The 20610-nt window shown below is 39.3% G+C and carries 20 protein-coding genes and 1 rRNA gene; 11 read left to right on the top strand and 10 right to left on the bottom strand.

Going from position 1 to position 20610, the window contains the following annotated elements:
• Positions 1 to 40: 40 nt before the first annotated feature.
• The 4 genes from ACFSKV_RS14255 (at position 41) to ACFSKV_RS14240 (ending at position 6257) form a co-directional block, all read left to right on the top strand.
• A complete protein-coding gene (locus ACFSKV_RS14255; protein ID WP_380804091.1) occupies positions 41 to 898 on the top strand; it encodes an alpha/beta hydrolase in 858 nt (285 codons plus the stop codon).
• A gap of 70 nt (positions 899 to 968) precedes the next feature.
• Positions 969 to 3143: an acylase gene (locus tag ACFSKV_RS14250; RefSeq protein WP_380804088.1), complete on the top strand. Its 2175-nt coding sequence runs from the start codon at positions 969 to 971 to the stop codon at positions 3141 to 3143.
• A 268-nt stretch (positions 3144 to 3411) separates the two neighbouring features.
• Complete coding sequence (locus tag ACFSKV_RS14245; protein ID WP_380804085.1) at positions 3412 to 5046, top strand: hypothetical protein; 1635 nt, start codon at positions 3412 to 3414, stop codon at positions 5044 to 5046.
• A gap of 8 nt (positions 5047 to 5054) precedes the next feature.
• Positions 5055 to 6257, top strand: a complete 1203-nt coding sequence (locus ACFSKV_RS14240; RefSeq protein ID WP_380804082.1) for a hypothetical protein — start codon at positions 5055 to 5057, stop codon at positions 6255 to 6257.
• Between the two features lie 599 nt (positions 6258 to 6856).
• Here the strand turns inward: ACFSKV_RS14240 and ACFSKV_RS14235 are convergent.
• A complete protein-coding gene (locus ACFSKV_RS14235; RefSeq protein ID WP_380804080.1) occupies positions 6857 to 8326 on the bottom strand; it encodes a cryptochrome/deoxyribodipyrimidine photo-lyase family protein in 1470 nt (489 codons plus the stop codon).
• A gap of 40 nt (positions 8327 to 8366) precedes the next feature.
• On the opposite strand from ACFSKV_RS14235, the gene ACFSKV_RS14230 reads away from it, so the two are divergent.
• Positions 8367 to 8651 (top strand): TIGR03643 family protein, encoded by a 285-nt coding sequence (locus tag ACFSKV_RS14230; RefSeq protein ID WP_380804077.1) that lies wholly within the window; start codon positions 8367 to 8369, stop codon positions 8649 to 8651.
• 832 nt (positions 8652 to 9483) lie between these two features.
• Here the strand turns inward: ACFSKV_RS14230 and ACFSKV_RS14225 are convergent.
• The 3 genes from ACFSKV_RS14225 to ACFSKV_RS14215 form a co-directional block, all read right to left on the bottom strand.
• Positions 9484 to 10056 carry a helix-turn-helix domain-containing protein gene (locus tag ACFSKV_RS14225; RefSeq protein ID WP_380804074.1) on the bottom strand — a complete coding sequence of 191 codons (573 nt, stop codon included), beginning with the start codon at positions 10054 to 10056 and terminating at the stop codon, positions 9484 to 9486.
• 183 nt (positions 10057 to 10239) lie between these two features.
• The gene (locus ACFSKV_RS14220) at positions 10240 to 10680 is read right to left on the bottom strand and encodes a GNAT family N-acetyltransferase (RefSeq protein WP_380804071.1); all 441 of its coding nucleotides are present in this window, start codon (positions 10678 to 10680) and stop codon (positions 10240 to 10242) included.
• A gap of 86 nt (positions 10681 to 10766) precedes the next feature.
• Complete coding sequence (locus tag ACFSKV_RS14215) at positions 10767 to 11225, bottom strand: GNAT family N-acetyltransferase (RefSeq protein WP_380804068.1); 459 nt, start codon at positions 11223 to 11225, stop codon at positions 10767 to 10769.
• A 458-nt stretch (positions 11226 to 11683) separates the two neighbouring features.
• Here ACFSKV_RS14215 and fabG point away from each other — a divergent pair, with 458 nt between their 5' ends.
• From fabG to ACFSKV_RS14185, 6 genes are all read left to right on the top strand, one after another.
• Positions 11684 to 12430 carry a 3-oxoacyl-[acyl-carrier-protein] reductase gene (gene fabG, locus ACFSKV_RS14210; RefSeq protein ID WP_380804064.1) on the top strand — a complete coding sequence of 249 codons (747 nt, stop codon included), beginning with the start codon at positions 11684 to 11686 and terminating at the stop codon, positions 12428 to 12430.
• Between the two features lie 220 nt (positions 12431 to 12650).
• Complete coding sequence (locus tag ACFSKV_RS14205) at positions 12651 to 13499, top strand: SPFH domain-containing protein (protein ID WP_380804062.1); 849 nt, start codon at positions 12651 to 12653, stop codon at positions 13497 to 13499.
• Positions 13500 to 13501: 2 nt separating this feature from the next.
• Positions 13502 to 13987, top strand: a complete 486-nt coding sequence (locus tag ACFSKV_RS14200) for a hypothetical protein (protein WP_380804060.1) — start codon at positions 13502 to 13504, stop codon at positions 13985 to 13987.
• 12 nt (positions 13988 to 13999) lie between these two features.
• Entirely contained in the window at positions 14000 to 14482 is a 483-nt protein-coding gene (locus tag ACFSKV_RS14195) for a hypothetical protein (protein ID WP_380804057.1), read from the top strand.
• Positions 14472 to 14636: a type II toxin-antitoxin system antitoxin gene (locus tag ACFSKV_RS14190; RefSeq protein WP_380804054.1), complete on the top strand. Its 165-nt coding sequence runs from the start codon at positions 14472 to 14474 to the stop codon at positions 14634 to 14636. Before ACFSKV_RS14195 ends, ACFSKV_RS14190 begins: the two co-directional genes overlap by 11 nt.
• Positions 14637 to 14764: 128 nt before the next feature.
• On the top strand, positions 14765 to 15535 hold the full coding sequence (locus ACFSKV_RS14185; RefSeq protein ID WP_380804051.1) for a class I SAM-dependent methyltransferase: 771 nt from the start codon (positions 14765 to 14767) through the stop codon (positions 15533 to 15535).
• A 71-nt stretch (positions 15536 to 15606) separates the two neighbouring features.
• Here ACFSKV_RS14185 and ACFSKV_RS14180 read toward each other — a convergent pair whose 3' ends face one another.
• From ACFSKV_RS14180 to rrf, 6 genes are all read right to left on the bottom strand, one after another.
• On the bottom strand, positions 15607 to 16569 hold the full coding sequence (locus tag ACFSKV_RS14180) for a glycosyltransferase (protein WP_380804049.1): 963 nt from the start codon (positions 16567 to 16569) through the stop codon (positions 15607 to 15609).
• Positions 16569 to 17531 carry a glycosyltransferase family 2 protein gene (locus tag ACFSKV_RS14175; protein ID WP_380804046.1) on the bottom strand — a complete coding sequence of 321 codons (963 nt, stop codon included), beginning with the start codon at positions 17529 to 17531 and terminating at the stop codon, positions 16569 to 16571. Before ACFSKV_RS14175 ends, ACFSKV_RS14180 begins: the two co-directional genes overlap by 1 nt.
• A gap of 9 nt (positions 17532 to 17540) precedes the next feature.
• Positions 17541 to 18086: a DUF4199 domain-containing protein gene (locus ACFSKV_RS14170; protein WP_380804044.1), complete on the bottom strand. Its 546-nt coding sequence runs from the start codon at positions 18084 to 18086 to the stop codon at positions 17541 to 17543.
• 5 nt (positions 18087 to 18091) lie between these two features.
• Positions 18092 to 18604: a DUF4199 domain-containing protein gene (locus ACFSKV_RS14165; RefSeq protein WP_380804041.1), complete on the bottom strand. Its 513-nt coding sequence runs from the start codon at positions 18602 to 18604 to the stop codon at positions 18092 to 18094.
• Positions 18605 to 19849 carry a dihydroorotase gene (locus tag ACFSKV_RS14160; protein WP_380804039.1) on the bottom strand — a complete coding sequence of 415 codons (1245 nt, stop codon included), beginning with the start codon at positions 19847 to 19849 and terminating at the stop codon, positions 18605 to 18607.
• A 677-nt stretch (positions 19850 to 20526) separates the two neighbouring features.
• Positions 20527 to 20610, bottom strand: a 5S ribosomal RNA gene (gene rrf / locus ACFSKV_RS14155); the annotation flags it as partial.

Below are 20610 nucleotides of genomic sequence, written 5' to 3'. Positions count from 1 at the left end.
ATCCTTAATTTCAAAAAAATAAAATCACCTATCCCAAATTATGAAAAATTTATTCCTGTTTGTAATCCTTGCTTGTCTCACTGGAACCTTATTTGCTCAAGTAGACACTGTAGATATTTATAGCCAAGCCTTGAAAAAATCTCTAAAGGCAGCTGTAGTAAAACCCCAAGGTTATGAACATAGGGAATCTGCATATCCAACTGTTTATTTATTGCATGGAGGAGCGGGAAAATTCTCTGATTGGCACCTTAAAACTACAGAGGATAATTTACTGATAAACCTATCCAATCAATATGGGATCATTATAGTTACGCCAAGTGTTGGTCCATTATCTTACTATTGGGACAGTCCTAATCAAGACTCCGTGAGATATGAAACCTACATGATACAAGAACTTATTCCCTTTATAGATCAGAAGTACAAAACACTCAAAATGCGTGAAGGAAGGGCTATAGCAGGATTGTCAATGGGAGGTCATGGGGCCTTGATGCTCAGTGCCAAGCATCCGGAACTGTTTACTGCCGCTGGTAGCATGAGCGGGGTAATGAATATTGATGTAGGTTTATGGAAAGTGGAAGAAAGTTATGCCAATTCCGTGAATCAAAGATTAGAAGCTTCCATTGGGACATTTAACAGAGAAGCCCCTTTTTCACCTTTTACTGTTGTGGGATTGGTTGACAGGATGAAGGAAAATGGAATATTCTTACTTATAGATTGTGGGGTAGATGACTTTTTGATCAATACCAACAGACAAATCCATCAACTTTTATTGGAAAATGGAACTCCACATGAATACACAGAAAGACCAGGGGCCCATACCTGGGAATATTGGACAGAAGCCTTGCCCTTCCATATGCTTTTTATCCATCAGGTTTTCAAAAAAAATGGAATTTACTAGCCTTGCATAAAATCTGGTTGTCCCCTTTCCCATAATTGCTATTTTAGTAACCAATTTAATCTTCCCAAATATGATAAAGAGGTTTTTCTTCTATTGGACTCTATTCCTGTTTGCCTGTATTTCCCAAGCCCAAAATGACCTTGACCGCTGGCAAAAGAGGGCTTCCAATACTGAAATTTTCAGAGACCAATGGGGCATACCCCACATTTATGGTAAAACAGATTCCGATGCGGTCTTTGGCATGATTTACGCCCAATGCGAGGATGATTTTAATCGGGTAGAAGTGAATTTTATTAATGCTCTGGGAAGGATGGCAGAGGTGGAAGGAATTTCCCACCTCTATGCAGATTTCAGGATGAAGTTGTACATTGATGAAGAAGTGGTCAAAAAGGAATATGAAAATTCCCCGCAATGGCTAAAAGAACTCATGGACGCCTGGGCAGATGGCATCAACTATTTTCTCTATACCCACCCAGAAATTAAACCCAAACTGATTTCCAAATTTGAACCTTGGATGGCCCTGACTTTCAGCGAAGGAAGTATAGGAGGAGATATTGAAACCATCTCGGTCAACCAGCTGAAAACTTTTTACGATAAAGAATTCCAGGCCAACCTTAGGCTTCAGGAAAGGGATTGGACAGAAGAACCCAGAGGTTCCAATGGTTTTGCAATTGCTCCGAAACTGAGCAAATCAGGAAATCCTCTATTATTGATCAATCCCCACACTTCTTTCTATTTCAGGCCTGAAGTCCATATGGTCAGCCAAGAAGGCCTAAATGCTTATGGTGCCGTTACTTGGGGACAGTTTTTTATTTATCAGGGATTCAATGAATACAATGGCTGGATGCATACCTCAAGTCGGGCAGATGCCATAGACCACTTTGCCCTTACAGTTGAATCAATCAACGGAAAGTATCATTATAAATTTGGCAATGAATGGAGGCCATTGAAAGAGAAGACTATTAACCTGAAATATAAAGAGGGTAATGAATTGTTAGAAAGGCAAATCACTGCCTATTACAGCCACCATGGCCCTGTCATCAGGGAAGAGGATGGAAAATGGGTGGCAATTTCCCTGATGATAGAGAGGATCAAAGCCTTGACCCAATCTTACAGCAGGACCAAAACCAAAAACCATCAGGAGTTCAAGGCTACAATGGATCTGAAGACCAATTCTTCCAACAATACAGTTTATGCCGACAGGGAGGGCAATATTGCGTACTACCATGGGAATTTTATTCCAAAAAGGGATCCGAAATTTGATTGGAGGAATGTCGTAGATGGAAGCAATCCGGCCACTGACTGGCAAGGCCTCCACGAAGTGGAAGAAATGATCTACATTGAAAATCCAGAAAACGGATGGATACAAAACTGTAATTCCAGTCCCTTTACTGCAGCTGGTCCCTTTAGTCCAAAAAAAGAAAACTACCCTCCTTATATGGCCTGGGATTTGGAAAATGCAAGAGGGCTCAATGCCGTGAGGGTTTTGAAAGATCAAAAAGAATTTACCTTGGAATCTTTGATTGAAAGCGCATATGAACCTACCTTGATGGCATTTGAACCTATGATACCTGCGCTGCAAAAAGCCTACATTGCCTTAGCTGCCACGGACCCAAAAAAGGAAAGGTTAAAGGAACCTATGAAAATGTTAAGCAGCTGGGATCTCAAAACGGGTGTGAATTCAGTGGGAACCAGTTTGGCGGTATTCTGGGGAGGGCAGTTGATGGCTGATGCCAGGGAATTGGACAGGCCTTGGGATACCTACATTTTTGATTTCCTTTCCAAGGAAACCACAGATGCCATGAAATTAGAAGCATTTGAAAAAGCCATTATCAGACTTACAGAAGATTTCGGAACCTGGAATACCCCTTGGGGAGAGATCAACCGCTTCCAAAGGGTTACCAATGAAATTCAGGGGAAATTCTTTGACGAACTGCCAAGCCTTCCTATAGGATACAATTCTTCCCTTTGGGGTTCCTTGGCAGCCTATGGCAGTAGAGCTTATCCCAATACCAAAAGATGGTATGGAAATGTTGGAAACAGCTTTGTGGCTGTGGTAGAGTTCGGCGATAAAGTAAAAGCTAAAAGTTTATTGGCTGGAGGCCAAAGTGGCAATCCTTTTTCTCCTCATTTTGTTGATCAGGCAGAGCGATATGCTTCTGGAGAGTTCAAGGAGGTGCATTATTACATGGAAGATGTTAGGAGAAATGCTAGAATCCAATATAAACCTGGAGAAAGGGATTGATATTAGATAAATACAGGCATAGAATAAAACCTTTTGTTAATTACTAGTAAGATATTGTTGATATTGGGATATTGATTGATATTAGTAAAAAAGCTTTAAGGAATAAATGTAAATGATTTAAATTTCTATTTCAATCAGACTTATGCGATTAGGCATTCGGATGAATCTCTGTTGATAGAAAATTGGGCGAAAAAGAATTTTGCCCATTTTTTATTAAATTGCCCAGTCTGTAAGTTAACAAAAAAGGCAATCAGATTAAAGCCAGATCATGATCAGAAAAACACTATTCCCTATACTTTTCTTTATCCTATTTAGCAGCCATGTGGGAAGCCCTGGGGTTGTTTTTGAGGGATTATTAGGCCCTTACAGGATCTTGGCGAATATCAATCCTCCGGATGTGGTACCAGGAACAGCCAAGGTTACAGTTATAATTCCTGAAAACCCAGAAGAAGTAAACCTAAAAGCAAGACCGGTTTATTGGTCAGCAGGACTTAAAGGTACTCCCAAAGCCGACCCTCTTTTTCCTGTGGAAGGAGAATTGGGAAAATACGAAGGTGAGCTTTGGTTTATGGAGTCTGGAACTTCCAGCGTACAATTGATGATGAAACTGGGAGATGAAACCTTTGAAGCTGTCATCCCTGTCATGGCAGTACCCACTGCACAAAAGGAAATGCCTTTGGAGCTTGGGATAGTATTGGCCTTTTTGGCCGTACTTTTGGTGGTATTGATGGTTACCATAGTTGCCTCTGCCATGAGTGATTCCATACGGGAACCTGGTATGGAAAGAACAGCGAAAAGCCAAAAAAGAAAGCAAATTGGTATAGTAGTCGGAACCATTGTGATGCTACTGATCCTTTGGGGAGGTAAATCCTGGTGGGATGCTGAATCCAACCAATACAGGAATTACATGTTTGAACCCCTCAGTGGAACTTCTACTATTGAGAGTAATCCTGATGGAAATTACCTTCAACTTACAGTGGATCCGCTCAAATCCACACAGGGAAGGGTGACCCGAAGAATCAGTTTTATCGTACCGGACCATGGCAAGCTCATGCACCTCTTTTTGATGCGAAAAGGAGACCTGGATGTATTTGCCCATTTGCATCCTGAGCGCTTGGATACTTTGAATTTCAGGGTCAAATTGCCTCCACTTCCTTCAGGGGATTACCATGTTTTTGCCGATATCACACGTTATACCGGATTTGCAGAGACCATTGTTTCTGAACTGACCATTCCGGAATCCGGTAATTTCAGCCTTGTTTCCCATGAACCGGTTATCTTAGGAAGAGATGATTCCTACACCTTTTCCAATCCTGTCTCCGATAAATTGGTCACATTGGATGGAGATATTATGATTTGTGGAAAACCTGGTATAAAAACAGAGCTACCAGGAGGATATTCAGCTGTTTGGGAAACAGAAACCGGGAAATTCGAGGCGGGGAAATTGTATAATTTAGATTTTGCACTTTTTGACCCTGAGGGTGAACCGGCTAGCCTTGAGCCTTATTTGGGCATGATGGGACATGCAGTAGTGCTGAAGCATGATGGAACTGTATATATCCATTTGCATCCCACCGGAAATTACTCCATGGGTTCGCAACAAATGCTTTTGGAAAGGTTTAAATCCGGAAAAATTGGGTTTATAGATATTCCCCAAAGTTTAAGCTTTCAGGACAGTATTGATCAAGTGGTTGCATTCTTGGATCACTTGCCCGATAACGAAAGAGACAGTCTTCTCATGGGAGACATGGTCCATAATAATTGGGAAAATCCAGAGCATGAAGAACACAGCATGGTAAGCTTTCCTTATGCTTTCCCAGAAAAAGGAAATTATAGAATTTGGATTCAAGTAAAAATTGACGGAGAAATAGTTAATGGAGCTTTTGATGTCGAAGTAGAATAAAAATATTTATGAAAACGAATTTCAGTACCTTAACCCTTGAAGAAGCAATACGGTCAGAAACTACCGTAGCTACGCGGGTAATACCCAGCTTTATTTATGCTTCAGTTTTTTCTTCTTTTTGCATCGCAATAGGCCTCCAATGGGATATTTCCTGGCACATGAGTGTAGGAAGAGATGGTCTTTTTTCGCCACCTCATTTAGCCATTTACCTAGGAGCCATCGTATCAGGTATCTTTTCAGGTATCAAAGTTCTCAAAACCAGTTTTTGGGGAAGCCTGGAAGAAAAACAACAAACTATCAAGTTTTGGGGTATCTTCCACGGTTCATTAGGTGCAATGTTCTGTATTTGGGGCGCCTTTGCCATGCTGACTTCAGCACCTTTTGATGACTGGTGGCATAATACATATGGTTTGGATGTAAAAATTCTTTCTCCCCCTCATGCAGTGCTTGGATTGGGCATGATTGTGATACAATTTGGTGCACTGATTTCCGTCATTGCAGTTCAGAATCGGTTGGGAAATAAGCTGCAGGACAAAGCCAAAACCCATTTGCATTGGCTGTATGCCATGAGCTCCGGTTTTTTGTTGGTGATGGGTTACACTTTCTTTGCAGAATATTTCTTTCTTAGCAGACATCACCATGTGTTGACCTATCAGGTAGCCATGGCTTCTCTTCCTATTTTGATGGTTTCTGTGGCCTATGCATCCCCCTACAAATGGGGAGCTACCAAAATGGCCATCGTTTATACCTTATTGATGGCTGGTATGGTCTGGGTTTTGCCTCTTTTCCCGGCAGAACCAAAGTTGAGTCCAGTCTACAATTACATTACAAGGTTCCAACCTTTCCATTTCCCATTTATTCTGATTGTCCCAGCAATGGTGATCGATCTGATCATTTCGAAATGGAAAAGTAGGAATAAATGGATACTGGCAGCGGCCCTGTCACTAGGATTTGTGATTAGCTTTGTGCCTGCACAATGGTACTTTGCAGAATTACAGATGTCAGAATATGGAAGAGGCTGGTTTTTTGGAAGGTATTCCCTTCCCTATTTCGCTAATCCTGACTCCCCATATCGCTATATTTTCCATCCCAATTATATCAGTCAAGGTTGGGATCTGATCAAAGGATTGGGTATTGCCTCGTTAATTGGTCTGCTTACCTGTAGACTAGGACTGGCCTGGGGTAATTGGATGAGCCAAGTGAAACGGTAGAGAATTAGGGGATTGTTTGATTTGGAAAATAGTGCATTGAGTTGATTGGTCTTGGAATCACAAAATCCAAAATCAATCTATTTCAGCTCTTTTTTATGCGTCATGTTGAGATTTTAACATGTAGTAAAACGTACAGAAAAGAGGATGACATCAGGTGTACCATCATTCAGAGCGATGTACTGCCTGTCCTGCAGCATTGCGGGAAGCGAAGAATCTCCCAAGCATAAATGAGACTCTTCGTTTCACTCAGAGTGACATACATTTCTGTCATTGGTAGTGTGGAACGAGCGAAGCATCCCTGCTAATTTTAGAGATCCCCCGCAATGCTGCGGGGCAGGCATTCACCTCCTCCTGCCTGTCTGAAGAACAGGCAGGAGGAGGTTCAGGATAACGGCCCGAGATGTCATTTCCATGCTATAAATGCTAAATTTTAAAATCTCCGAGTGACAAGGATAAGCCTTTTACAGCAGTTGAACTGCTTATTATTTTTAAGGTCTTTCTTCTTAATGAAATTCTTTAATCCCTTAACTTAATGGCTTTCCTCTGTAACTTCCGCAATCCGGTTTCCGACTTCCTAAAATTTTCCAGCTTTTCAAAAATCAGGGCCAGCGATTCGGAACCGTGTGCTTATTGAGAATTCTTTCTGCATCTTTTTGAACCGAAGGCAATTTTTGGGCCTGCCAGATCTTTTCTCTGGCAAAACGCGCTGCTAATTCAAGTTCCACTATGGGAGCTGGATAATCAACTCCTATTTTGACCTGAAATAATTCCTGCTCAATGCCAGTCAATTTCCAAGGTTCATGAATCAATGAGGAAGGAACTTTTTTTAATTCGTGCAACCATTTTTTAATAAAAACTCCTTCAGGATCATGGTCCTGGGACTGTTTGACCGGATTATAGATGCGCACGGTATTGATCCCGGTTACCCCGGCCTGCATCTGAAACTGGGGATAATGGATGCCGGGTTCAAAATCCAAAAACAACCTTGCCAAATGGTCCACTCCAGTACGCCAATCCTGCCATAGATGATGGGTAAGAAAAGAAACCAACATGGCACGCATCCGAAAATTCAGATAACCGGTTTCCTTAAGGCATCGCATACAGGCATCTATCAAAGGATAGCCTGTTCTCCCCTCTTTCCAAGCTTTGACCTTCATTTCATCCAGTGGTTTTTCCATCTCATCAAAACCCCTGTTGACATTTCTGAATTCCATTCGGCACTCCATCTCAAATTTTTGGATAAAATGGCAATGCCAGCGCAGACGTGACTGGAAATTGGTAAGGTTGCGTACTTGAAATTTTTCTTTTTTCTTTTTTTCAGCTATTTGATATACCTGTCTCATGGAAAGGTTACCCCAAGCCAAATAGGAAGATAAACGGCTGCATCCTTTTCGGCTGAGTTCGGGCTTGCTGATATGTCTGTTATAATTTTTTACCCGATCAGAAAAGAAAGAATCCATATATTTTTTCCCTATACTCTCGCCTCCTTTTTGCATATTCGGTTGAACAGTTTTCCATTTTTCAGGAATTTCCTTCTGCTCAATACTTTGCATAAATGTGTTAGAAAGGGTTAAAAACTTCCCTTTGGATAATTCAGGGTCCTGCATTGGCTCTGACATAAAGGTATTCCAGTCCTTGGACCAGTTTTCCCTATCCTTTCTTCCTCGAAGAACACCCTGTTGCTTAAATTCTTTCCAAACTATAGCTCGAGATGCAAAAAAATCAGCCATAGTTTTATCTCTTTCATAGGTTATCTTAATACCTGTTTCCAAATGGGAGAAAACTTGTTGAACCTGATAATGTGCTGATAAATATTGAAAAACAGGCAGAACTTCTTGATAAAAGATATGAACTTTGGCATCCCATCGTTGCAACTCCTGGTTCATATCTACCAAACTCTGCCAAACAAATCGCCAATGTCTATCGTCACTTTGTTTTGCCTGCACCAAAGAAGGCTCAAAACAAAAGACAGGAATAATTGGAAGACTATGTCTAAGGGCCTCAGAAAGGGCTTGATGATCTTTTAACCTTAAATCCCTTTTCAACCAAACAACATTCACTTTTTGCATCGATTGAAAAACAAAGGAGCAAAGCTAAAGTTTAAGAAATATGAAAAAACAGGAAAATCTCACACCTGAGGCTATAGATAGAATTATAGAAATGGCTTGGGAAGACAGAACACCTTTTGATGCCATTACCACTCAGTTTGGACTATCTGAGCAAGAGATCATTATCCTGATGCGAAGGGAGATGAAAGAAAGTTCATTCAAAATGTGGAGGAAACGCGTACAAGGAAGAATTACTAAACATAAAGCAAAATCTTCACAAAACTTGGATAGGTTCAAATCAAACATGCAAAGAGAGATAAGCTTAAACAAAATCTCTAAACGTTAATCGGAATAATACAATTTTTTTTAAAAATAAGGATTTATAAGTCAGAATTCAGGGACTTACAGATCAGTAAATTACCCCAATATTAACATCTCTCTATTTTATTGATTTTAACTTAAAACATCCTTAATGTTTTATTTCCTATTTGGCAAACCTTTATTTCTACTTTTGACATCGTACAGCAAACGAACATTTTTTAATAACCTTGCATATTTTTAGGCGTCGATGAGAATCGACGCTTTGCTGTTTTTTAGAGAGCAAGACTTATTATTTGAACAAATGACAGACTTCAGTAACCGTCATTCTGAGATTTTAACATTTAGGAAAATGTATAGTAAGGGTAATGACAAAATTACGCGTCATTCTGAGATTTTAAAATTTGGCATTTACAGAAAGGATATGACTTCCTACGTCATCTTGAGCCTGAGGTACGAAGGCGAAAGATCCCTTAATCTTCGATGAAAGAGACCCTTCACTACGTTCAGGGTGACGTGGCTCTTGTTTCTGTCAATAGTAACGCAGTGAAGTATCTCCACTAAAATGGGAGACTCTTCCTTCGTCAGAGTGACGGCTCCTCCTATCTGTCAATGGTAGCGAGGGACTGCCTGTCCCGCAGAATTGCGGGAAGCGAAGAATCCCTCATAGTTTAGGAGATTCTTCGACTCCGCAGGCTCCGTCTCAGAATGACGTGGAAAACAAGATGTCATTTCCTTTTCTTCACAATTTTCTCAAATTATTGAATACTCAGGATGAGGCTTCAATAGTGGACATTCCCTTTCTGCAAAAACCTAATTTTAAACTCTCCGGGCAACATTTCACACACTGCGAGATTATTTTATCTCCAGCCCTCACCACTAACCTTCTTCATTTTCCTATATTCCGAAGGAGTCATGCCTGTGAACTTCTTAAATTGTGCGGAAAGGTGCTGCACAGAACTGTAGCCCAACTTCCAGGCCATTTCACTCAACTGCATCTCTTCATAAAACAGCCATTCTTTGACCTTGTCTAGCTTCAATTGGATAAAATATCGCTCTAGGGTAATTCCCTCTGTGCTGCTAAACAAATGGCTGATCTGGGAATAATCTTCAGGAATATGCTGCTTGATCAGATCCATCAGATTGAGACCTTCTGGAATATCTTCTTTTTGTATAAGACCATTGAGTAAATGTTTGATTTCCTCTATTCTTTGAACTTCTTTGCTTTTCAGGATTTCAAATCCCAATCGATAGAGCTCTTGCTCCAATTGGGAATGCTTACTTTCATCAACCGCCCCAGCTAGAAATATTTTTCCCAGTACCACCTTATCAAAAGGAATCCCCAATTGATGAAGTGATTGCTCCACTGCCAGAATACAGCGGGGACAAACCATATTTTTGACCTGTATTTCCTTTACGAAATTTTCTGCCATTTCTACATATTTTACTCAACAGTCAATCCAATACCCAACTTTACTAAAAGAATAATTTTCCAGAGTCTGGAATAATATCTATCAATATTTTGTCCGCATAGGCGGATCAAATATCAAAAAACATCTTTCCGAACCCCCTTATGGAACAATGCACTTCTTACTAACAAAGAAATTTTGATAACATCACAAAAGCTTCTCCATCACAATCCGATAATCATCAATCCCTCCTTTTTTAATCAAATCTACAATTTTAAATCCTCTGTTCAGGCCAAAGTGGACCATTTTAGTGAAGCGGTTTCTTGTTTTGAAATATACCTTTAGATAACCATGATTCTTGGCCCAACGTTCCTGTTCATCAGCCAATTTAGTCGCAATACCCATTCTCCTATAGCTATCCAACACCCCACCCATCCAAGAATAAAACAATTCAGGCGAATCCCTCTGATAGCCCACTTTAAAACCAACAGGCTTTCCATCAACCTCAGCAACGAGGATCAGATGAATGGTGTCTTTCAGCCTGTCCTCATAGGTTTTCTCAGAAAAAGGCTGGAAGAATTCAGTCACTTTTTTGGAAAGATCCGCCACCTCTTTGAGGGTTCCTTTTCTGATTTTTATCTTTTTCATGTTATTTTGAATTATTTATTTGGGTAACATAGAATCTGGCATGGAGATAATCTTTTTCATGTGTGACGTTTTGGCCATGCTCGATTTCATAAGCTGATTTCCATTTTGACATTACAACGTCTATATTGACTGCATCCCATATCTACTTCCTTAAAGCCCAATTTCTTGTACAAATGAAGTGCGGGTGTCAATTTGGTATTGGAATAAAGCACTACTTTTTTGGCTCCCATGGTTTGGGCTTTCTCCAGAATGGCTTTTCCCAACAGGAATCCAAGGCCTCTCCCCTGTCCTTCTGTAGCTACCCCCATTTTGATCATTTCAAAGGTATCGGTCTCTTTGGAAGGAATAAGAGCTACAGTGCCCAAAATAGTGTCATTTTCTTTGGCAAAAATGATATGGCCGCCTTTGTCGAGAATATTTGCTTGAGGATTCTCCAGTTGAGCAATATCAAATGGTTCCAAAGAAAAATACTGCTGCACCCAAGCTTTATTGATGCGCTCAAAATGGGGCTTTAGTTCAGGTTGATAATCAACGATTGCTATCATATATATTGAAATGAATCCTTGAATTTAATGTCTTTCTGTATATTTTCTATAACCTTACTTGTTATAGACTTCTCGCTTCACTACCAATGACAGAATATCTGACTCGTCATGCTGAGATTTTAAAATTTAGGAAAATGTACAGAAAAGAGGATGACATCAGGTGTACCGTCATTCAGAGCGAGGAATTGCCTGTCCCGCAGCATTGCGGGAAGCGAAGAATCTACCAAGCATAAATGAGACTCTTCGCTTCACTCAGAGTGACGTACATTTCTGTCATTGGTAGACAGAGCTTGTAAAGGTGAAGGAATACATTCCAAAAGATATCACTCCCTTCTCTGTAAATACCAAATTTAAAAAGCTCAGGATAACAGTTCATATGATGCAATTGCTAATCTATCCTAACATTCTAAAAAAATCCTTATTTTTGACCTTTGTTTTGTACCAACCAAAAATTCAATATGGGATTATTAAGCGGAAAAACGGCTCTGATCACCGGAGCATCTAAAGGAATCGGCAGAGCAATTGCTATCCGATATGCCCAAGAGGGCGCCAATGTAGCATTCACCTACCTTTCCAGCGTGGAAAAAGGTCAGGCTTTGGAAGATGAATTGGCTGCTTTCGGCATCAAGGCCAAGGGCTTTCGCTCTGACGCCTCTGACTACAAAGCGGCTGAGGAATTAGTCAATGCTGTGGTGGCTGAATTTGGCTCTTTGGATATCCTGATCAACAATGCCGGTATTACCCGTGACAACCTGTTGATGAGAATGACCGAAGAAGCTTGGGATGAGGTGATCAATGTCAACCTTAAATCATGCTTCAATACCGTAAAAGCAGCTACCCGCACTATGATGAAGGCTAAGGCAGGTTCTATTATCAACATTACTTCAGTAGTAGGTATCAAAGGCAATGCAGGACAGGCCAACTATGCCGCCTCAAAATCCGGTATCATCGGCTTCACCAAGTCTGTGGCCCTGGAATTGGGTTCCAGAAATATCCGTTGCAATGCCGTCGCTCCTGGCTTCATTGAAACGGAAATGACTGCTGTATTGGATGAGAAAACCGTTCAGGGCTGGAGAGATGCCATTCCGATGAAGCGTGGCGGCCAACCCGAAGAGGTTGCCAATGCCTGTGTATTCTTAGGTTCTGATATGAGTTCATATATATCCGGTCAAGTGCTTCAGGTAGATGGAGCGATGTTGACCTAACCTTTAAAAAACCTTTGAGGTCTTAAAGACCTCAAAGGTTTTCTCCCGAAACAAAAAAACGTGTTTTCCAAATATTAAGACCTTCGAGGTTTGAAAAACTTCAAGGATTTCAGTATCCCCGCTCATTTTTTTGGGCGGGGTTTTATTTTTTCAAAAAATCACAACCTTTTGAAAGAAATTTAAGTATATTGCAATGATATCATTTTAATATCATAACAATATGGAAAAATTAACCAAACCCCTATCTGGCTATTTGATGGTATTGGTGGCGATAGCCCTGATTCCTGCCATTGTTTTTTCTTTGATAAACCAGATTATCTGGTTAGGTATAGTACTGATTGTACTATTCGTCATGATCCTTCCCGGATTCTTTACCCTGCAGCCCAATAAAGCCATGGTATTGATCCTATTTGGTGCCTACAAAGGCACAGTGAAGGACAACGGCTTCTTTTGGGTCAATCCTTTCATGACCAAACAAAAGATTTCCTTACGCGTCAGAAACTTTGAAAACAAACCGCTCAAAGTGAATGACAAAATTGGAAATCCGGTAATGGTAGGCACTATTGTAGTCTGGCAGGTGGAAGACACATTCAAGGCTACTTTTGATGTGGAGGATTATGAAAACTTTGTCCATCTTCAAACCGATGCTGCAGTGAGGAAAATGGCTGGCAAATACCCTTACGATGACTTTGAAGCAGAAAATGCAGAAATCACTTTGCGATCAGGAGTGGAAGAGGTCAACCATTCTTTGGAAGAGGAAATCAAAGAAAGACTAAACCATGCAGGGATTAAAGTCATTGAAGCGAGGATTTCCCATTTGGCCTATGCATCTGAAATCGCTTCTGCCATGCTGCAAAGACAGCAGGCTACAGCTATTGTGGCTGCCAGGAGAAAAATTGTAGATGGGGCAGTTGGAATGGTGGAAATGGCTTTGGAGGATTTAAAACTGAAAGGCATCATTGACTTTGAAGAAGAGAAAAAAGCAGCTATGGTCAGCAACCTGATGGTAGTACTTTGTTCAGACAGGTCGGCTAGCCCTGTATTGAATGTGGGAACACTTAATCAATAACAATGGTCGTCAATGAAAGACAAACCCTACGGGGTAGTATGATCATGTGGGGTATCATCATGCTGGAACTACCCACTTTAATTCTGTTGACAGTATTATACTTAACTGGAAAACTTGGTGAGGACGGTTGGATTGTCCTATTGGTAGTCACTGGAATTATGGTTTTTTCTTTTACCCTAATTATGAACATGCAGCTTATTCTAAGGATAGATAGGTATGGAATTTCCTATCAAAGCCCTCCATTCATAAACAATTGGAAAAAAATCCCAGTAGAAGAAATTTGTCACGCTGAGATAAAAAAATCTAATGGTTTGTTGGACTATGGAGGAATAGGGTTCAGGTTGTCAAAAAAAACCAAGGCATTTCTTTTTTATACTGACCATATATTCTTGGCAGAATCAGCTAATAAAAAATATGTCTTCAGTATCCGAAACCCCCAGGAAATAGAGGAAATAATTGAATATTGGAAATCTGAATCAAGGGAATAAAACAAATCAAATATGGGAAATTATGTTTTTAAAGAAACACAGCGTTTTACACAGCCTTGGATCTGGGTATTAATAATTGGAATTATTGGAGTCATGATTTATGCCCTATATTCCCAACCTCTTTTAGGCTGGGAAATTATCTTCCCAATCCTTGTTGTTGGATTTGTTGTCACTTTACTCCTAAACCTTCAGCTCAAAACCAGAATTGATAACAAAGGTTTATCCTTCAGCTTCTTCCCAATAATCGGGACAAGAAACTATAGCTTTGACCAAATTGAGAAGCTTGAATTGATAGAATATAATTCTCTTCTCAAATTTGGCGGTTGGGGAATCCGCTACAATTTTGATATGTGGGCCTATAATATCAGAGGAAAACATGGGCTAATTGTAACCTTGAAAAATAAAAAATTCCTTATTGGCACACAGAAACCCAATGAAATGCAAAAAGCCATTGATCAGTTTAGGGAATTAAAATCAGGAAACCATGTCGGCTAAAAAACCCTTTGCCCTTAGATTGGACGAGAAAATGATGCAGGCTGTAGAAAAATGGGCAGCTGATGAGTTCCGCAGTACCAACGGGCAGATTGAATGGATTATCCATGAAGCTTTAAAAAAGGCGGGCAGGTTGCCTAAATCTGATGCAAAATAAAAAAGTAAACCCAAGTTAACGTGAAATTTTATTAAGTGTAACCCAGGTTTTGTTCACAATTATCATTGTATGTGTAAATTGCCCAAATATTTATTAAAGTCTTCATAGCTTACCCTTTTAGGAATTTCATGAAATCCATCATCAGCTTTGTCATTAGATACATTCCGAGAAAATACCTTCAATTGGTTTCTCATTTTTTTCTCCGGATTTTGGCTGTATTTTATAAAGGAAATAAAGTAAATTGTAACGTTTGTGGTCATTCATTCCGTAAATTCCTCCCTTATGGAAGAAAAGCAAGGGAAAATGCCTTGTGCCCCAATTGCCTTGCACTGGAAAGGCATCGCTTGATGTGGTTGTTCCTTCAGGAAAAAACTGATTTCTTTCAATCAAAATTAAAGGTTCTTCACATTGCCCCGGAACTATGTTTCATAGACAAAATGCAAGGGCTGGCCAATCTGGACTATATCACTGCAGATATAGAATCCCCTTTGGCAAAAGTTAAAATGGATGTACACCATATACCTTTCGGGGACGATACCTTTGATGTGGTTTTTTGCAACCATGTCCTCGAACATGTGGACGACGATATTTTGGCCTGTAAGGAGATAAACAGGGTTCTTAAACCAACAGGTTGGGGAATAATCCAATCCCCTGTTTATGATATTCCAAATACTTTAGAGGATAAGACAGTCACAGACCCAAAGGAAAGGGAAAAACTGTTTGATCAGCGTGATCATGTCAGAAAATATGGAAAGGATTATGCACAACGCCTCAATCGTTCTGGCTTAAAAGTCCATGAAAATGAATTCATCAAAACCCTTTCCCCAGATAAAATCAGACAGCATGCTTTACCTGAAAATGAAATCATCTTTTATTGCGAAAAAGGAAATCCCAATTAAAGCTTGAATTTTGATTTTTAAAGTTTAAAGCATGAAGCTTTGAAGTTTGGATTTTGGGTTTTTGGTTTTATTCACCCTTTGAAAATCTTCTTTATCGCCTCCGAGATCAAACCTGCGCCATAAAGGCTTAACTGGCTGAACGAGGTTAAAACAGATAAAATACCTACCCTAACTGATTTGTTTTGTAAGGTTGCATCGAGGAAAACCAAAACCATCCAAACTAAATAAATCAGAATTCCGGATAAGAAAAACTTATTTCCGAACAAGAATAAGGTTATTGAAAACATCCATCCCATCAGGAAGATGGAAGGAAGTATATGGACCAGCTTGACAGCACCTGGATGAAACCTTCCCACGTTTATTCTGTTTTCTCCGAATGAAAAACTTTGCTTAAAAAAACTTTTCCAGGTATTTTTCCTTTTATGGTAAACAAAAGCTTCTTCTATAAGCTCTAGTTTAAAACCCATTTTTTTCAACCTGATGCTTAATTCTATATCTTCCCCTCTATTGGGATCCAAAAACCCACCGCTTCTTTCAAAAGCCTTTTTAGATAAACCCATATTATAGCCCCTAGCCTGATATTTACCCGGATCTTTTAATTTCCCCCTTATTCCTCCCGTGGTCAACAATGAGGTCATGCTATAATTGATGGCTTTCTGAAAAATGGAATAATCCTGCCCAGCATCATCAGGACCTCCGTGGGCGTCCAACTCTCTTGATGACAAAGCATTAGATAACAGCTCCAAATATTGTGGTGGTATAATACAATCAGAATCAAAAAGTACAAAATAATCTCCTTTAGCCAGTTTCATCCCATAATTTCTGGCAAAGCCTTGTCCCATATTTTCCACAATGTGATAGCTTAAGTCCAATAGGGATTTGTAATCATATAATACATCTTCGCAAGTGAACAAAGACCCATCTTCAATGATGATTACCTCAAAATTTTTATAGGTTTGCATGGACAAACTCTCAAGGAGTTCTTGAATTTCCATCGGTCGGTTATGTACCGGTATGATTACCGAAAAAAGCATTAATCGTCAAAATTCAATTCATCCTCAATATTATAATCTGCCTTTCTACTGTTGTTAGAGGTCATCATTTCAGCCAAAAAACCAGTTAAAAACAATTGTATACCGGCAATTAAGGCAACCAACGCCAAGAAAAAAAGTGGTTGTGCAGTGATATCTCTAACAGCTTTTCCGATATAAATTCCATGGATTTTTTCAAAAATAAGCCAGCAGGTAATAAAAAAACCAGTTAAAAATGATATAGTACCCAAAGACCCAAAAAAATGCATTGGCCTTCTTTTGTACCTGTTGACAAAAGAAACAGAAATAAGGTCCAAAAACCCGTTCAGAAATCTTTCCCATCCAAATTTTGTTACACCATATTTTCTGGCTCTGTGCTCTACCACCTTTTCACCTATATTCGTAAAACCATTCCATTTGGCAATCAGGGGAATATATCTATGCATTTCTCCATATAGATGGATATTTTTAACCACCTTGTTTTTATAAGCTTTCAGGCCACAGTTAAAATCATGCAATTTAATACCTGAAATGATTCTGGTAACCCAATTGAAAAATTTGGAGGGAATGGTTTTGCTTATCGGATCATGTCTTTTTTTCTTCCAACCTGAAACGACTTCATACCCTCCCTTGATGATCATTTCGTACAAATCGGGAATTTCATCTGGACTGTCCTGCAAATCTGCATCCATGGTAATTACCACTTCGCCCTGGGCCCTGCTGAAACCCATATCCAAAGCAGCCGATTTTCCATAATTTCTGATAAAACTAATTCCTTTAACATTAGGATTGATGGAAGAAAGTTTTTGGATAATATTCCAAGACCCATCTTTACTTCCGTCGTTAATAAAAATGATCTCGTAGGAAAATGCATACTCCTCCATAACCCTGGAAATCCAGTTGTGCAATTCAGATAATGATTCCTGTTCATCAAAAACAGGTATAACTACAGAGATTTGGATCATTTTAAATGGTTAAAAATCAAGCGATTTATCTCTTTTTTTGATGATTGCTCCAATAATCAATGCGATAATGGCATAGATGATGGATGCAATTCCCAGTGCTTTTAACTGGCCACTAAAGGTATAGTTCGCTTCTGCATCTTGCCTCATTTTATCCAATTGTTCGGAAGAAATGGAATCTGCTGCCCCAAATTTTTCCATCATTTCCATGGTATTTTCGATAGTTTGCTCTGCGAGGACACCTGGTAATGCAGGATCAATTAAATTGTAAAGCAAAGCATTACCGATCTGCGAAATAATCCCAGCAACCAAAAGAGCAATAAAGGAATATTGAAAGGCTTTACCGAATTCCATAAAGCCACCCAATGAGGTGCGGTATTGAATTCCGAAATAAATCAACAGTCCGAAAAACACCACTAACATGGCTATTCCAAATATTCCGGAAACCAAGGTCGATGGGCTTACGAAATAAACAATAAAAGTGATGACAACTGACAAAATTCCCAGAATAAGTCCGGCATTCAGTCCTGCTTTGATCGGTGTGTTTTGATTTTCCATAAATTTTAGAGTTTAGTTTTCCTTAAAATAATAGAAATAATGATAGTAAAGAACAATCCAAATGCAATTTTAAAAATGAAGTCAGTAATGGCTATGTCAAAAATCGACAATTGTAGCATTCCCTGATAAGTCTTTTCATACGAAGCATCACCCAAAGTATTGATTATTTCTTCTCTTTTGTCCGCCAGGACTTGCATCATATTATTTTTAATATTTTGAAATAATCCATTGGAGATGATCAAACCCAAATAAATTCCAAAAAAAGTGAGCATAGCATTAAGAAAATAAATAACAAACCCAATGGTCATTCCTTCTGCAAAACTCAATTGGTTTTGATTTAATTTAAATCTATAAAAATATATACCTGCTCCCACAAATATTGGCGTGATAATAAAACTAAAAACTTTACTGATAAGGGTAGGATCCTGCGTTAAAAAAGTGGAAAGGTAAAAAGTCAACAATGAAAATGCTGCAGCAAGAATTCCGATTTTATAGAAATAGCTTAAATATTGTTTCATTTATGGCACCTTTACAAAATGGCTTTTATTGATCACAAATTTTACTTTGCCCTGAAGCTCATGGTTAAGCCATGGATGGTTCGCAGATTGGGAAAGGTTTGATTTTTTATCATATACCCAATTTTCTTTTGGATCAAATACAGTCATTTGTTCCAAACCATCATTTTGAACTCCTAAAACCTTTTCAGGACCTTCTGTTATTTTAGAAATCAAGAGCGGCCATCCCAATTCATCGGCAATTTTCGCCATAGCTGGCAGGAAAGTCTGTAAACCAATCATTCCTGATTGAGCAAGATCAAATTCCATATGTTTGGCATCAAAATCCTGAGGTTGATGATTGGAAACAATCGCATCAATGGTTCCGTCCATCAATCCCTCAATCAAAGCTTTTCTATCCTCACTTCCCCTAAAAGGAGGAACAACTTTTAGATTCGTATCAAAAGTCATCAAGTCTTCATCTGAAAACAACAACTGGTATAGGGACACATCTGCTGTAATTTTCAGTCCATCCTTTTTCCCTTGCCTAATCTTTTCCACTGCGGCTTTGGAGCTTACCGTTTGGAAATGAAGCCTTCCACCTGCATACCGGAGAATTTCAATGTTTCTTTGAACTGCCACATCTTCTGCAAGATTGGGAACACCTTTCATCCCGATCTTTGTGGATACTTCCCCTTCATGCATCTGACCATACAATGCTAAAAGAGGTTCGAAACTTTGATCAAATAAAATGCCATTGAATTTTTGAAGATATTGGAGAATTTTCATCAATCTATCCGGATTCGAAATGGGATTCAGTCCATCACCAAAGACGGTAATTCCTTCTTGGTTTAAATCAAGAATATCTGTAAAATCCTCTCCCTTACAATCCTTGGTAGCGGCAGCATTAATAACCAGGTCGCTTATCCAAGACTTGGACTTGGATTTCAAAAACTGGACTTCATTTCTTGTCTGAATAGCCGGATGGGTATTGGGCATCAACACAGCTTTACTAAAACCACTGTATGCGAGTAATTTTCCAAGGCTTTCCATGGATTCTTTGTATTCTTCGCCTGGTTCACCTGAAAAACACCTTAAATCAACCCACCCTTTAGACCCCAAATATTTTGAACAATCAATAACCTGTTCAATCTTTCCCTTATAGGCATCACTTTTTAAAACAATTTCTGAACCGGTATAAATGTAGTCCTTTGGGGCTTGGACTGATGCTGAATCTATTAAACGAAGGGATTGAAGCAATATGGCCATGGATAAAATTGTTTGTGCAAAACTGCAATTTAATTCTAAAAAAAGGAAATGAATTTGAAGGATATGGTAATACCTAAGATCTGAATTCCATAATGATATTCACTGATGGGTATTTAAAAATCCTTTCTGAGAGATGTTGGTGGATATTGCTAAGAGATATTGGTGGATATTAATGGATATTTGTTTCACGATTTTAGTGATTCCCTTATTTCAGAAATATTGTTTCTTTTTTCTTGCTTCTTGAATCTTAAAAAACATAACGTTTCTTTTTGATTTGTCCTTCTCCGAATCTTTTGGGAAAGCAGACCATATCAAAAATGGAGCGTAGATTTTCCTTGAACCACAACATTGGCAAAAGGACACAAAATGTAAAGTCCACACTTTAGAAAAGTTATATAACCACGAAGTGGTTTAACCTTGATTAGCCCCGTATGAAATGCGGGGTTGGAAGTTTAAAATCTAAAATAGAATCCCAACCCTAAAGGGGTTGAACAATTAAAATTGTGTCAAGTAAATTCAGGACGTGACAACTATTTCCGAAATCCGCCTTTCGACATCCACCTATCAAAATCTTGTTTCTTTATTCTTGATTCTTGGCTCTAGATTCTCGCCTCTCGCATCTGGTCTCTGGTCCCTAAAACACAAAACCCCCAGGATATCTCCTGAGGGTCTTAATAATGTGGCGGCGACCTACTCTCCCGGGTGTAACCCCAGTACCATCGGCGCTGCAGGGCTTAACTTCTCTGTTCGGGATGGGAAGA

The organism is Shivajiella indica (assembly GCF_042683085.1).
Lineage (GTDB): Bacteria > Bacteroidota > Bacteroidia > Cytophagales > Cyclobacteriaceae > Shivajiella > Shivajiella indica.
This window is presented reverse-complemented; position numbering and strand designations above follow the sequence as displayed.